The following is a 14,130-nucleotide window of genomic DNA, read 5'->3' as shown; positions in this document are numbered from 1 at the left end:
AAAGCAAATTTAAATGTTAATAAGCTAGTAATATATATGGCTAGCTTGCTAATATTTAAATTTATTGCTTTTAGACTTGTATATTAAAATAGGTAATTGATATAATGATTTATCAGAAGGAAAGATTTAGTTTATAATGAATTATCATGTAAAGCACTCATATATTTAAAGTCATTTTTAGAACGGAAGGATAAAGTATTATGGAGATTATTTTTACAATAGTTGGACAAGTAAGTATCATGTACATATTAATGGCAATTGGATTTATAGTCTACCGCAAAAAATTAATTAATGAAGATGGAGCCAAACAAATATCTAATCTTTTAGTTTGGGTTATCAATCCAATGATTATGTTAACACGCTATCAAATGGAATTTTCTATAGATAAGTTAAAGGAGCTAGGAATTTCTTTTTTTATTTCGTTATGTGCAATGTTAATAGGCTTTTTTGTGGGTAAAATTGTCTTTAAGAAAGATCAGAGAATAGATAAATTTGCAATCGGATTTGCAAATGCGGGATTTATTGGAATCCCACTAGTTACTAGCATAATGGGGATAGAAAAGGTGTTTTTTTTATCAGCATACCTAGTTTGTTTTAATATACTGAGTTACACTTATGGAATATATACAGTATCAAATAATAAAAGTTTAATTACCTTAAAAAGTGTTTTGTTTAATCCTGGAATAATAGCTGTGGCATTTGGATTGCTTGTTTTTATTTCACCCGTAAAGCTGCCAAAGCTTTTTTATGATGCGTTTAACTTAGTTGGACAAACCAATACGCCTATTGCTATGATTTTACTTGGTACGTATATTGCTAAGTCAAAACTAATTACACTATTTAATGATAAACATGCTTACTTTGTAGCGTTTATAAAACTTATCGTTATTCCAGTTATAATAATGATATTATTTAAATTTTTACCACCGTATTTAATAGAAATAAAAAAAGTTGTATTAATAGCTATGGCTACGCCAGTAGGGCTTACGGTACCAATGTTTTCCCAGATGTATGGAGGAGATTATGAGTATGGAGCTAAATTAGTTGGCTTAAGCACATTGCTATCACTGATTACTATACCAATAATTTTGTATCTGGCAAATGTTATTTGGTAAGCGACTAGTTTATATAACGTAATAGTTAATTATAGTCATTCTTATCATGCTATTAGTCAAGTTTGTATATGAATGTGGCTTGGATGAATCAAACACTATGGAATCACCAGGAGTTAGGATATAAGTTATATTATCCACATTTAAAGATAACTCACCATCATAAACTATTATATATTCTTGAGTCTTTTCGCCATGGGAATTGGATTCATATGTGCTATTGCCATCTAGTTCTACAGTAAAAAGTTCAAAATTCCTATTTGAATTGCTTGCAAAATAGCAATAAACTCTATATTTATTATCAGGAGATTCTTGGTGCTTAGAATCTTCTTTTTTTATTAAAATATCATTTTTTATTGGCTCATCAATAAGGGATGTATATGGAACCCTAAGTCCACCAGCAATCTTCCATATTGTATTAATAGTTGGATTAGATTCACCACGTTCGATTTGCCCTAGCATTACTTTACTGACACCGCAAATATCAGAAAGTTTGCTTAAGCTTAATTGTCTTTCATTTCTTAATCTTTTCAAATTCCCAGCAATAATATTATTTAAATTCATATTTTCACTCCTTGACAAATATAAAGTACAAATGTAAGATATAGCATAATATAAAGTATAACGTACAATGTATATAATATATATTACGGTTTTATACAAAAAGTATCAAGGGGGCATTTTATGGAATTGGGGAAAATACCAAATGATTCTTTAGAAATAAAGAATAAAAACAACTCGTATTATTTTATTCAGGGAGTGAAAGACTGTATTCCAACTATATTTGGGTACATAAGTTTAGGGCTTGCATGTGGAATTTTGAGTAAATCTTGTGGTTTGACAGTTTGGGAAGCAATGGGGATGAGTGCTTTTATATATGGAGGATCATCGCAATTTATAGCTTCGAGTATGATTTTATCATCGTCACCAATACCCAGCATAATATTTACTATTTTCTTTGTTAACTTTAGACATTTGTTTATGAGTGCGTCAGTAGCTCCATATTTCAAAGAGAATTCAGTCTTAAAAAACTTTTTTATAGGGATGCTTTTAACAGATGAAACTTTTGTAGTTGCATCAGCAGAGGGGTTGAGGAATAAGAAAATTAATAATTTATGGATTACGGGTTTAAACATTACTGCATATATAAATTGGATTCTTGCAACAGGAATTGGCGTTCTTATTGGTGGTTTTATTCCAGATTATAAGGCTTTAGGGTTAGACTTTGCATTAACAGCCATGTTTATAGGATTGCTAATTTCATCTGTAAAAGGAAATGTAAAGATAAGAAAAGCTTTAATAATTATTATTGTATCTTCCATAGTGTTAATAGTAAGTGCAATATATGTATCTACTAGTATTGGCGTTATTATATCAGCAATTGCTGGTGCTTTAATTGGGGTGGTGATTAAAGAATGAATTCTTATGTATGGAGTGTTATCATAGGTGGTTGTATTGTAACTATGTTGCCGAGAGTTTTACCAATAACTATATTATCAAAGATAAAATTAAATAAGAAAGTGGAAGAGTTTTTGACATATATACCTATATCTATACTAGCTTCATTAATAGTAGCAGAACTTTTAATTACCGATAATAAATTTTTACTTCAAGGAAAATCTCCAGAATTGCTTGCTACAATACCAACAATACTGATTGCTCTTAAGAAAAATAATTTATTATTAACAGTGCTAACAGGAATTATTTCAATAGCAATTTTAAGATTAATATTTTAATTCGTAAAAACTTGAATTGACTCGATGATAATCTAAGCGTATTATTTTCTATAAATAAATTATAGAGCAATAATGGATTTTATTATATGGTGAAGGAACAAATATAATGATGTATAAAATTAAAATGACAGAGAGAACTAAGATTTGTTTAAAGAATAGTGTATTATTTTCTGTTCTGATAAGTATTTTGGCGCAAATATATATTTATCCATTTAATAGCAGGTTTGTTTTGGGAGTTGGAGTCATTGTAATTGGGCTTATATTTTCTATATCGGAAAATATATATCCTGTTTTAATCGGAATAATCACAGGAACTATAACTGCCTCTATTCGTAGCATTGGATTATTAATGTCATCTTCTAGTTATTCAAATGATATTATAATGCAGTTTATGCCGGCAGCTATTTTTTATATTATTTATGGTATTTTAGGAACTATATTTTCACTAACTAGGAGAAATAAGTCTATAATACATTTATACTTGTCATTAATAAGCTTTGATATAATATGCAACACAGCAGAAATACTTGTTAGAAATATGTTTTCTATATCAACTATAAAAGTTATTATAGTAACAGCACTTGTTAGAGCATTTATACAATGTTCAGCTTTTTTAATATATAAATATCAAAAATTATATATTAAGACACTAGAGCATCAAAAACGTTATGCTGAATTAAATTTAATGGTGTCAAAAATATATGCGGAGGCTTTTTATTTACAAAAATCAACAAATGATTTAAATACTATAATGAGGGAAGCTTACAATTTGTATGAAATGAATAAGGATAAAGAAGAATTTTCAGTTAAGGCGTTATCACTTGCACAAAATGCTCATGAAATCCGTAAAAATAATGACCGGGTTCTTAGAGGAATCAATCAATTAGTACAAAATGTTGAGAAGGCGGAGTACATGTCTATGTCAGAGATTTTCTGCATAATATCTGATAATACAAAAAGACAAATAGATAATGTAAATTCTAATATATTTATAAAATTCAAGCTAGAAGAAGATTATTCGATAAAAAGATATTATGATATATTTGCTATTCTAAATAATTTAATTATTAACGCAATTGAGGCATGCAGTGGCGATAATATGATAAATGTGATTGGGGAAATTTCGCAAAAAGAATTACTACTTGATGTTTCAGATAATGGGACAGGTATTGATAAAGATGTACTTCCGTATATATTTAATATAGGATTTTCAACAAAATTCAATGAGGAGACAGGGGCAATGTCTACGGGGATTGGGTTATGTCATGTAAAAAATCTCTTAGAGAATTTGGGAGGAAGTATAGAAGTTGAAAGTGATATTGATAGGGGCACTAAGTTTTTAGTGAAAATACCGTTATCTAGTATATAAATTATTTTCATAATAAGGGGGCTATTTATGGAAACAACGTTTGTTATTATTGATGATGATATGGCAGTATGTAAAATATTAGAGCAAGCAATTAAAAAAAATAACTTTGGAAAAGTATTATCCATTTTAACGACAGGAAAAGATGCCAAAGATCAAATAATGAAATTAAAACCTGATATCGTATTAATTGATTTGCTACTACCAGAAGTAGATGGAATTGAAATTGTGAAAAGGACATTTAACAGTGGATATACTGGTAAGATCATAATGTTATCCCAGGTTGAAGAAGGAAAAATGATTTCAAATGCTTACAAAAGCGGAATACTTTTCTATATTAACAAGCCAATTAATATGATTGAAACAATTAGCATTATTAATAATGCTAAAAAACAGATTGAATTAGAAAAATCTATATCAATGATTAAAAGTGTAGTTTTTGAGGGCAATATTGAGAAAGATAAAAAAGTTGAGAATGAAGCGGAAATTTATTCTCAGGAAGAAAAGCTATTGCGCATATTTTCTGATATTAACATTATTGGCACCGCAGGAATAGAAGAATTAAAACTCGTAATACTGAATATCATTAATAAAAAGAAAATGAATCCATCTAAACCTTATCAGCTAAAAGAGATTTATATGGATGTGGCACGAGTTCTATATGGAGATTCATTAGCAGCTATTAATTGCAGATCTATGGAGCAACGTATAAGAAGAACTATTATGAAGGCTATGGATTCAATAGCTAGTTTGGGAAGTGAAGATAGCGATAATAGCATATATAGAGAATATTCAGCATCACTTTTTGAGATAAAGCAGGTTAAACAGGAAATCAAGCATTTAAAAAATCCAATATACAGTCAAGGAAAAATAAATACAAAAAAATTTATTGAGGGTATATTAATAAAAATTCTAGGTTAACACATATATAAACTACAGAAAACTACAGAAAACACAGTATGTTAAAATTCATTGACTAGTGAAATGGAAAAATATATAATTTAATAAAGATTTAAAAAAGCAATGGAGCTTTGGTATATATGCCAGGGCTCCTTTTTGTATTTTAAAATTTACAGAGTCGAAATTACTATTGAAATATAAATATTAGATAAACATAATCATCGAAAAAAATTAATAAAGCAAAAGTTGATTGATTTCTATTGAGTTAATATTGTGCCAAAATAGGGGGAGAATAAATGATTAAATTAGAGAATATAGTCAAGAACTTTGGAGATACTCATGTTTTGAAAAATGTGAATTTAAATATAAATGAAGGTGAAAAATTGGTCGTAATAGGGCCGAGTGGATCAGGAAAATCTACTTTGATTAGATGCATGAATTATCTTGAGGAGCCGACATCTGGGAAAGTAGTCATAGACGAATATGATTTAAGTCTGAAAAAAGATTTAGCTAAAGTTAGACAATCTACTGCAATGGTTTTTCAACAGTTTAACTTATATCCACATATGACAGTGCTTGAGAATCTTACTTTAGCACCAATAAAACTTCAAAAGGTAAGTAAAAAAGAAGCAGAGGAATCTGGATTGAAGTATTTAGAAAAAGTGGGATTAAAGGAAAAGGCCGATGCTTACCCTAATCAATTATCAGGAGGACAACAGCAAAGGGTAGCGATAGCAAGAGCACTTAATATGCATCCTAAAATAATGTTATTTGACGAACCAACATCGGCGTTAGATCCTGAAATGATACAAGAGGTATTGGACGTACTAATAGGATTATCTAAGGAAAATATAACAATGGTTGTAGTAACTCATGAAATGGGTTTTGCAAAGCAAGTTGCGGATAGAATTGTATTCATGGATGGAGGACAGATTATTGAAGAGGCTCATCCGGAAGAATTTTTTTCAAATCCTAAGAATGATAGGGCCAAAGCGTTCTTAAATAAAATTATAAGATAAGAAACATAATTCACGGTGCATAACGCATAATTAATGAAAAACTTCTACGAAGTTTTAAAAAAATTTAAATAGGGGGATAAATATATGAAATTGAGAAAATTATTTTTAGCGTTAGGATTAGGTGTATGTATGATGATGGCTGGATGTAGCTCATCAACACCAACAAATACAGGAGGAAATACTGCGGAAGCAAAAGAAATACAAGCAATAAAAGATAGAGGCGTATTAAAGGTTGGGGTAAAAGTTGATGTACCTAAATATGGTTACAAAAATCCACAGACAGGTGAAATGGAAGGTTTAGAAATTGATTTATCAAAAGCAATAGCGAAAAAAATATTAGGAGATGAAAGTAAAGTTGAATTTCAAGGGGTTACAGCTAAAACAAGAGGACCACTTCTTGATAATGGAGAAATAGATATGGTTGCTGCTACATTTACAATAACGGATGAAAGAAAAAAGAGTTATAATTTTTCAGATCCATATATAAAGGATGGAGTTGGATTACTTGTTAAGAAAAGCCTTGGTGCGTCTTCACTTAAAGATTTAGATGGAAAGACTATTGGAGTTGCTCAAAGTGCTACAACTAAAACTGCGCTTCAAAAAGAAGCAGAAAAGGAAGGAATAACTCTTAAGTTTTCTGAGCTTGGTGGATATCCTGAACTTAAGGCAGCATTAGATTCAGGCAGAATAGATTGTTTTGCAGTTGATGCATCTATTTTGAATGGTTATGTTGATGATTCAACAGTAATATTAAATGATAGATATGATCCTCAAGAATATGGTATTGCAACTAAAAAAGATAATACTGAACTTGCGAAGGAAGTAAATGAAGTTATAAATGACATGAAGAGTTCAGGTGAAATAGATAAATTAATTGCAAAGTGGGATATTAAGTAATGAACGGACCTTTTGCAATATTTAAGTGGGAAGCACTTTTTAAAGATTTTAATATATTTCTTGAGGGATTCTTAACAACACTTGAAGTATCAATACTAGGGCTTATACTTGCCTTAATGCTTGGAATTATTTTTGGAGTACTTTCTACAAGCAAAATAAAAATTTTTAAGGTAATAAATAGAATATATGTAGAGGTGATTCAGAATACACCTCTTGTAATTCAGGTATTCTTTCTATTTAATGGATTACCATATATAAAGGTGGTATTACCGGTGTTTTTAATTGGAATACTTGGAGTAGGTGTATACCATGGAGCATATATATCAGAAGTTGTGAGAACTGGTATAACATCAATACCAAAAGGACAATTTGAGGCTGCAAAATCTCAAGGATTTTCTCATACTCAAACTATGAGGTATATAATATTACCTCAAACTGTAAAGATTATAATACCACCACTTGCGAATCAACTGGTAAATCTAATAAAGAATACTTCAGTATTAGCTATGATTGCAGGTGGAGATCTAATGTATACAGCTGATTCTTGGTCAAGTGCCAATATGTACTATGGCCCAGCATATGTTATAACTGGAGCATTATATTTTATAATGTGTTATCCATTAGCAATGATTTCAAGAAAGCTTGAACTTAGAGAGAAAAAGAAAGCATTAGTTGATATTGAAGATTCTATAACAGAACAATCCGTTGCAACAGAGGGAGGGCTATAATAATGTCAAGTGTATTTAATCAAGCAAATATGATGTTTCTTTTACAAGGAATGAAATTAACCCTAATTATAGCCATTATATCAATTGTATTGAGTATGTTTTTTGGAATAATTCTTGCCATATCAAGAAATTTCTCTAAGGGAATTGTGGGGAGAATTGCAACAATATATATAGAGACATTTAGAAATACACCTAATTTACTATGGATATTATCTATTAGATTTTTGGTTCCAATAAAACCGATGTATTCAGGAATCTTATCTTTTACTTTATTTACTTCGGCGGTTACGGCAGAAATATTTAGAGGAGGAATGAATTCTGTAAGTATAGGTCAATATGAGGCAGCATATTCTCAAGGTTTTACTAAGTTTCAAACATTACGATATATAATACTACCTCAAAGCTTTAGGCGCTGCATTCCAACAGTTCTATCACAATCAATTACTGTAATAAAAGATACATCTTTTCTATGGGCTGTTGGTATAGAAGAATTTACAGGCAAAGGTATGATTCTTATGGGAAGTTTTGTTTCATCATCTCAGATATTTTTATTGTTTGGAGCTATAGCTGCAACATATTTCATAATAAATTTTACAATATCGTGTTGCGTTAGAACAATTAAAACAGAGTACTAGATATAACCTAATTAATAGATTTGCAAATGTCTAACTTTAAATCTAGATTTATGATTTATAGTGAAGATATGAACTTAAAACTTTAGAAAATTTGTAAGTATTTTTTTGATGAGTCAAAACCTTAAAATGAATAGAGATATAATTTTAGAGAATAATTTAAATTAGTCATTTAAATTATTCTCTTCTATTATTTGTATGCAAATAATGAAAACTATGCTAAATAAATTAGTGCTTAGTATACATTTTTGTTATTAGGAATTTTATGCTAGAATTAGAAATAACTAAAATAAGATCTGATAATAAATTAAAGGTATTTTACAGATTATATTTAATTGACGATGAAGCAATAATTTTAAGGAGGATGTATATGCCTAAAATCATGATAATAGAAGATAATGAGAATATAAAAAAAGAGCTTGTAGAGTTTTTAAAAAGATATGGTTATGAAGCTTATGCACCAGCTAATTTTGAAAATATAGTAAAAGTAGCACTAAAGGATGAACCGGATTTAATTCTGTTAGATATAAATCTTCCATATTATGATGGCTATTATATCTGTAAGGAAATAAGGAAAGAAAAGAATATACCTATAATAATAGTAACTAGCAGAGATAGTGAGATGGATGAGATTATGAGTATGAATCTTGGAGCGGATGATTTTATAACAAAGCCATATAATACGCAAATACTTCTTGCAAGAATAACGGCTGTATTAAGAAGAACTCTAGGGAACAATTCGATTTCTGAGATAGTTGAACACAATGGTTTAAAGCTAAATGTTTCTAATGGAAGCGTGATATTTGGAGATGAAAAGATTGATCTTACTAAAAATGAATTTAGGATACTGCTTTGTCTTATGAAAAATAAAGAGTGTATAGTTAGCAGAGAAGATTTAATGGATTATTTATGGAATTCAGACCTTTATATTGACGATAATACTTTGTCAGTGAATGTTACTAGGTTAAGAAAAAAACTTCAGGAAATTGGATTTAAAGATGGAATAGAGACTAAGAGAGGAATTGGTTATATATTACTATGAATATAAAGGAATATTCTATTTCAAAGTTGCCATACATAATAATTAATCTAATAATATACTCTTTATTTGCGGCTATAATGAGCATAGCTAAAGCACCAGTTGTAATACTATTTGTAGTTTTTATTATTTGGTTTTTACCACTATCAATCTATATAATCATTGAGTTTATAATGAAAAAAAAATTCTATGATGATATTGTGGGAGTTAGTGGCAAATTAGATAAAAAGTATTTATTACCTGAGGTAATAAAAAGTCCAAATTATTATGAAGGAAAAGTTATTTATGAAGTGTTAAGCGATAGTAATAGGGATATGCATGAGCATGTTAACTTCTATAAAAATCTTCAAAAGGAGTATAGAGAGTACATAGAAACTTGGGTTCATGAGGTAAAAACACCAATATCATCTGCAAAATTAATTGTAGAAAACAGCAATATTAATGAAAAGAAATCATTGGAATATGAACTTAAGAAAATTGAAGAATATATAAATCAGGCTCTTTATTACTCGAGAAGTACAGATGTTAAGAATGATTATATTGTTAAAGAATTTGAAATAAAGAACATAATTCAGGAGGTTATTAGAAATAACAGGCGTGATTTTATTAGCAAAAAAATTTCAGTAAGTATTGATAATATTTATGGGACAGTGGTTACGGATCCAAAGTGGGTAAAGTTTATTATAAATCAGATTATTATTAATTCAATAAAATATAGTAAAGATAAAAATGGAGAAGTGAAAATTTACACAAGTAAAGGTAAAGAGAATATAATATTAAATATTGAAGATAATGGTATAGGTATTTCGAAAAATGATTTAAATAGAGTCTTTGATAAAGGTTTTACAGGGGAAAATGGAAGAGTATATGGGAAGTCCACAGGAATAGGATTGTATTTATGTAGAAAGCTATGTGAAAAGCTTGGACTTGGGATAACTCTAGATTCAATAGCTGGCAAAGGAACTAAAGTTAACATAATATTCCCTATTGGAGGATTCATGAGTTTTAAGTAAGGCGGATGGAATTATTATTTTTTGATTATGCCTAATATAGGCTTAGCAGAATTTTATGTATTTCTAAATTGTATAAGACAGAAAGTCTAGGAGATTGGTTCCTAGGCTATTTTTTAATATTGGAAATAAAAATGTTTTATAAATGATATTCATTATTTGCAGTTTTTAATTAAATTCAATTAATATTTCAAATTGTTATTTACATCTTACGAAAATGTAAGCTGACTGAAAGATATTTCAATATGAGAAAAATATCAAAAGATTTAAAATGTAGTCATGAGGTTAAATAAATTTGAAATGAATAGCGATTATAAAAGTTGCTATAAAAATAGGAGGAAGATTATGGAGAACATTTTAAACATTCAAAATGTAGAAAAATATTATGGAAATAAAGATAATGTCACAAAGGCACTTGATAATATAAGTTTCAGAGTAGAAAAAGGTGAATTTGTTGGTATAATGGGGCCTTCAGGTAGTGGGAAGACTACGCTTTTGAATTGTATATCTACAATAGATAAAGTGACTACCGGATCAATTATGATTGATGGAGAAGATATTACAAGGCTTAAAAGTAAGAAACTTGAAAGATTCAGAAGAGATAAATTAGGATTTATTTTTCAGGATTTTAATTTACTAGATACATTAACAGCCTATGAAAATATTGCATTAGCATTGACTATTGCAGGAAAGAAAGGTAGGGAAGTCGATGAATTAGTAAGGAATTCAGCTAAAAGCTTGGGAATACTCGAAGTATTAGATAAATATCCTTATCAAATGTCTGGAGGCCAAAAGCAGAGAGTAGCATCAGCAAGGGCAATAGTTAATAATCCAAAACTTATTTTGGCAGATGAACCTACAGGGGCTTTGGATTCTAAGTCAGCTAAATTACTTTTAAATTCTATTGAAACATTAAATAAAGAATTAGAAGCAACAATTTTGATGGTTACACATGATGCGTTTACGGCAAGTTATGCACATAGGATATTATTCATAAAGGATGGAAATATATTTAATGAATTGGTAAGAGGCGAGGATTCAAGAAAAGATTTCTTTAACAAGATAATAGATATTGTTACACTACTTGGAGGTGATTCAAAAGATGTATTCTAGAATTGCTTTTAATAACGTAAAAAAGAGCTTTAAAGATTATACTATTTATTTTTTAACTTTAACTTTTGCAGTATGCATATTCTATAGTTTTAATTCAATCGATTCTCAGTCAGTAATGGCAGATATGAATTCTGGACAAACGGAATATGTTAAGATAATGGCGCAGCTTATTTCTTATATATCCATTGGAGTTTCTGTTATATTAGGTGGTTTAATAATATATGCCACAAAATTTTTGATTAGTAAAAGAAAAAAAGAATTTGGGGTATACATGATTTTAGGAATGGGAAAAAGAAAAATGTCACGGATATTGCTTTTTGAGACTTTATATATAGGCATAATATCTTTGGCAGCAGGACTTTTACTTGGAATGTTGTTTGCACAAGTTCTTTCTATATTTACAGCTAAGCTTTTTGCGGTACAAATGACCCAATATAGTTTTTCAATTTCAATAAGTGCCATACTTAAGACTATATTATATTTTGGGTTAATATACTTATTAGTTATGATATTTAATGTGATTATAGTTTCAAAATATAAATTAATTGATTTGTTACATGGAGATAGAAAAAATGAAAAGATCAATATTAAAAATCCATATATAGCTCTATTTATATTAATAGCTGCACTTACTATTTTAGGTTATGCTTATTATCTTGTTAATTTAGCAGGATTGAATTTTGATGATAGCAGATTTAAATTATCAATAGCATTAGGAATTGTTGGAACAGCATTTTTCTTTTATGGGATCGCATCGGTTACATTCTCTGCACTTAGGAAAAATAAGAATTTATATCTAAATGGTCTAAATGTTTTTAGTGTAAAACAAATTTCGAGCAAATTTAATACTAATTTTATCTCTATGACAATAATTTGTTTAATGTTATTTGTTACTATTGGAACTTTGTCAACTGGACTAGGTGTAAAAAATGCTTCAGAAAGCTCATTAAAAAACCAAACTCCGTTTGATGCATCAGTACATGTATTTGATAAGAATAATGGTAGCAAGATTTCGGTTTTAGATGCATTAGGACAGCTAAATTATAATGTTGATGATAATGCTGACTATGTTGTACTTAGGCAATATAAGCATAATATGAGTTCTAGAGATGTATTGGGTAAATATGCACTATCTAGCGAACAAAAGGAAATGTTAAATTTTAAAGTATTCGATACCACAGATATGATTAAAATTTCAGAATACAATAAATTAAGAAAATTGAAGGGTGAATCTAGTATAGATTTAAAAGATAACGAGATATTAGTGTGTTCTAATTATGAGCCCTTAAAAGGATTACTAGAAAGCTTTATTAAAAATGAGAATTCACTACAGATAGATAATAAGGAATTTAAAATAAAAGATAAAAAAATTGAAACTGGAGCGATATTAACATCACCTTCAAGTGATACTATGTTTACCTTGGTAGTACCAGATGATTTAGTAAATGGAATAGATAAATATGATGAGGTCTTAAATCTAAATTTTATAGGTGATAATAAGGAAAATGCCAAGAAAGAATTAACTGCTATATTTAATAATTTTAAGTTTAATGAAAATGAATATAAAAATTTAAACTTTAGTCTCTATGGTGGGACAAGAGAAATGGCATATGACGATAGTAGAGGATTATCTGCAATAATATTATTTGTAGCAGTATATATGGGCATTGTATTTCTATTGTCAAGTGCAGCGGTACTTGCGCTTCAACAATTATCTCAGTGCAATGACTCTATAGGAAGGTATAGATCTTTAAGAAAGATTGGAGCAACAAAGAGCATGATTAATAAAAGTATATTCAAACAAGTTGCTGTATTTTTTATATTACCTCTAGCTCTTTCAATAGTTCATTCATATGTTGGAATTACTGTAGTAAATAAATACTTGATGGTATTGGGCTCTAGCAATAAAATACAACCGATTTTAATGACAGCATTAATGATGCTTATTGTTTATGGTGGATATCTGTATGCAACATATGTGGCTTATAAAAACATAGTTGGAAATGAATATAGATAGAAATAAATGCAGTAATATGTATTGGTGAAACTAGCAAATAATAAGTGTGATATTAATATTTGAAAATAATTGCTTCGGTAGACAATTATGTTAAGAGATAGTAAAATCAAATTATAATAAACTTAGCATAAAAGGGGAATACCGAAGCGATGGAAGAAAAGTATCTAGGGGAAATATATAAATCATTTTTAAGTAATATACCTTGGCCGGTTTGGATTGAAGGAATTGATACGACAATAATATTCTTTAATAGGTATTATGAAGATATGTATAATATAAAACTGGAAGATGTTAAAGGCAAGACAAATAAAGAGGCTTTTCCTTTAGAGAAAGCAAAAATATATGATGAGCAAATAAATGAGTGCCTAAGGAAAAGGAAGACTTATGTTGTAGAAGGTATAGTAAATGACAACTGTGTTGAGTGTTTTATATTTCCCATACTAGATAATGATGGAGAGCCTAAAGCCGTAGCTGGTATTATAATTGATATAAATGATAGAAAATTAAGAGAAGCAGAAATAGAAAAAACAAAAAAACATATTAAGAACAATAATTGATGCA

General features: G+C 28.9%; 15 protein-coding genes. 14 read left to right on the top strand and 1 reads right to left on the bottom strand.

Annotated features, from left to right (window positions below):
• Nucleotides 1–200: 200 nt before the first annotated feature.
• Nucleotides 201–1,115: an AEC family transporter gene (locus KEC93_RS20930; protein ID WP_077869488.1), complete on the top strand. Its 915-nt coding sequence runs from the start codon at nt 201–203 to the stop codon at nt 1,113–1,115.
• Nucleotides 1,116–1,124: 9 nt separating this feature from the next.
• Here KEC93_RS20930 and KEC93_RS20925 read toward each other — a convergent pair whose 3' ends face one another.
• Nucleotides 1,125–1,676 carry a helix-turn-helix domain-containing protein gene (locus tag KEC93_RS20925; protein ID WP_017211411.1) on the bottom strand — a complete coding sequence of 184 codons (552 nt, stop codon included), beginning with the start codon at nt 1,674–1,676 and terminating at the stop codon, nt 1,125–1,127.
• A 120-nt stretch (nt 1,677–1,796) separates the two neighbouring features.
• On the opposite strand from KEC93_RS20925, the gene KEC93_RS20920 reads away from it, so the two are divergent.
• The 13 genes from KEC93_RS20920 (at nt 1,797) to KEC93_RS26630 (ending at nt 14,126) form a co-directional block, all read left to right on the top strand.
• On the top strand, nt 1,797–2,531 hold the full coding sequence (locus tag KEC93_RS20920; RefSeq protein WP_077869489.1) for an AzlC family ABC transporter permease: 735 nt from the start codon (nt 1,797–1,799) through the stop codon (nt 2,529–2,531).
• Nucleotides 2,528–2,848 (top strand): branched-chain amino acid transport AzlD family protein, encoded by a 321-nt coding sequence (locus KEC93_RS20915; protein WP_077869490.1) that lies wholly within the window; start codon nt 2,528–2,530, stop codon nt 2,846–2,848. Before KEC93_RS20920 ends, KEC93_RS20915 begins: the two co-directional genes overlap by 4 nt.
• 124 nt (nt 2,849–2,972) lie before the next feature.
• Nucleotides 2,973–4,217 (top strand): sensor histidine kinase, encoded by a 1,245-nt coding sequence (locus KEC93_RS20910; protein ID WP_242960337.1) that lies wholly within the window; start codon nt 2,973–2,975, stop codon nt 4,215–4,217.
• A 27-nt stretch (nt 4,218–4,244) separates the two neighbouring features.
• Nucleotides 4,245–5,135 carry a response regulator gene (locus KEC93_RS20905; protein ID WP_023973149.1) on the top strand — a complete coding sequence of 297 codons (891 nt, stop codon included), beginning with the start codon at nt 4,245–4,247 and terminating at the stop codon, nt 5,133–5,135.
• 275 nt (nt 5,136–5,410) lie between these two features.
• Nucleotides 5,411–6,133 carry an amino acid ABC transporter ATP-binding protein gene (locus KEC93_RS20900; RefSeq protein WP_012060330.1) on the top strand — a complete coding sequence of 241 codons (723 nt, stop codon included), beginning with the start codon at nt 5,411–5,413 and terminating at the stop codon, nt 6,131–6,133.
• An 84-nt stretch (nt 6,134–6,217) separates the two neighbouring features.
• On the top strand, nt 6,218–7,030 hold the full coding sequence (locus KEC93_RS20895; protein WP_039768354.1) for a transporter substrate-binding domain-containing protein: 813 nt from the start codon (nt 6,218–6,220) through the stop codon (nt 7,028–7,030).
• The gene (locus KEC93_RS20890; RefSeq protein ID WP_012060328.1) at nt 7,030–7,758 is read left to right on the top strand and encodes an amino acid ABC transporter permease; all 729 of its coding nucleotides are present in this window, start codon (nt 7,030–7,032) and stop codon (nt 7,756–7,758) included. The genes KEC93_RS20895 and KEC93_RS20890 overlap by 1 nt, the downstream gene beginning before the upstream one ends.
• A gap of 2 nt (nt 7,759–7,760) precedes the next feature.
• Complete coding sequence (locus KEC93_RS20885; protein ID WP_077869492.1) at nt 7,761–8,393, top strand: amino acid ABC transporter permease; 633 nt, start codon at nt 7,761–7,763, stop codon at nt 8,391–8,393.
• Between the two features lie 367 nt (nt 8,394–8,760).
• Nucleotides 8,761–9,432, top strand: coding sequence for a response regulator transcription factor (locus KEC93_RS20880; protein WP_023973148.1), 672 nt, complete (start codon nt 8,761–8,763; stop codon nt 9,430–9,432).
• Nucleotides 9,429–10,442, top strand: coding sequence for a sensor histidine kinase (locus KEC93_RS20875; RefSeq protein ID WP_077869493.1), 1,014 nt, complete (start codon nt 9,429–9,431; stop codon nt 10,440–10,442). Before KEC93_RS20880 ends, KEC93_RS20875 begins: the two co-directional genes overlap by 4 nt.
• A gap of 342 nt (nt 10,443–10,784) precedes the next feature.
• Nucleotides 10,785–11,552 (top strand): ABC transporter ATP-binding protein, encoded by a 768-nt coding sequence (locus KEC93_RS20870; RefSeq protein WP_077869494.1) that lies wholly within the window; start codon nt 10,785–10,787, stop codon nt 11,550–11,552.
• Nucleotides 11,542–13,569, top strand: a complete 2,028-nt coding sequence (locus tag KEC93_RS20865; protein ID WP_077869495.1) for an FtsX-like permease family protein — start codon at nt 11,542–11,544, stop codon at nt 13,567–13,569. Before KEC93_RS20870 ends, KEC93_RS20865 begins: the two co-directional genes overlap by 11 nt.
• 149 nt (nt 13,570–13,718) lie before the next feature.
• Nucleotides 13,719–14,126 carry a PAS domain-containing protein gene (locus tag KEC93_RS26630; protein ID WP_238892973.1) on the top strand — a complete coding sequence of 136 codons (408 nt, stop codon included), beginning with the start codon at nt 13,719–13,721 and terminating at the stop codon, nt 14,124–14,126.
• The last annotated feature ends 4 nt before the right edge of the window (nt 14,127–14,130 follow it).

The sequence above is a fragment of the Clostridium beijerinckii genome, assembly GCF_018223745.1.
GTDB classification, from domain to species: Bacteria; Bacillota; Clostridia; order Clostridiales; family Clostridiaceae; genus Clostridium; species Clostridium beijerinckii.
Note: the sequence above shows the minus strand (reverse complement) of the source record. Positions and strands in the feature narration are given on the sequence as shown.

Bases quoted from the DNA above. Each gene is read 5' to 3' on its own strand.
- KEC93_RS20930 (WP_077869488.1), top strand. From the start codon at position 201: ATGGAGATTATTTTTACAATAGTTGGACAAGTAAGTATCATGTACATA.
- KEC93_RS20925 (WP_017211411.1), bottom strand. From the start codon at position 1,676: ATGAATTTAAATAATATTATTGCTGGGAATTTGAAAAGATTAAGAAAT.
- KEC93_RS20920 (WP_077869489.1), top strand. From the start codon at position 1,797: ATGGAATTGGGGAAAATACCAAATGATTCTTTAGAAATAAAGAATAAA.
- KEC93_RS20915 (WP_077869490.1), top strand. From the start codon at position 2,528: ATGAATTCTTATGTATGGAGTGTTATCATAGGTGGTTGTATTGTAACT.
- KEC93_RS20910 (WP_242960337.1), top strand. From the start codon at position 2,973: ATGACAGAGAGAACTAAGATTTGTTTAAAGAATAGTGTATTATTTTCT.
- KEC93_RS20905 (WP_023973149.1), top strand. From the start codon at position 4,245: ATGGAAACAACGTTTGTTATTATTGATGATGATATGGCAGTATGTAAA.
- KEC93_RS20900 (WP_012060330.1), top strand. From the start codon at position 5,411: ATGATTAAATTAGAGAATATAGTCAAGAACTTTGGAGATACTCATGTT.
- KEC93_RS20895 (WP_039768354.1), top strand. From the start codon at position 6,218: ATGAAATTGAGAAAATTATTTTTAGCGTTAGGATTAGGTGTATGTATG.
- KEC93_RS20890 (WP_012060328.1), top strand. From the start codon at position 7,030: ATGAACGGACCTTTTGCAATATTTAAGTGGGAAGCACTTTTTAAAGAT.
- KEC93_RS20885 (WP_077869492.1), top strand. From the start codon at position 7,761: ATGTCAAGTGTATTTAATCAAGCAAATATGATGTTTCTTTTACAAGGA.
- KEC93_RS20880 (WP_023973148.1), top strand. From the start codon at position 8,761: ATGCCTAAAATCATGATAATAGAAGATAATGAGAATATAAAAAAAGAG.
- KEC93_RS20875 (WP_077869493.1), top strand. From the start codon at position 9,429: ATGAATATAAAGGAATATTCTATTTCAAAGTTGCCATACATAATAATT.
- KEC93_RS20870 (WP_077869494.1), top strand. From the start codon at position 10,785: ATGGAGAACATTTTAAACATTCAAAATGTAGAAAAATATTATGGAAAT.
- KEC93_RS20865 (WP_077869495.1), top strand. From the start codon at position 11,542: ATGTATTCTAGAATTGCTTTTAATAACGTAAAAAAGAGCTTTAAAGAT.
- KEC93_RS26630 (WP_238892973.1), top strand. From the start codon at position 13,719: ATGGAAGAAAAGTATCTAGGGGAAATATATAAATCATTTTTAAGTAAT.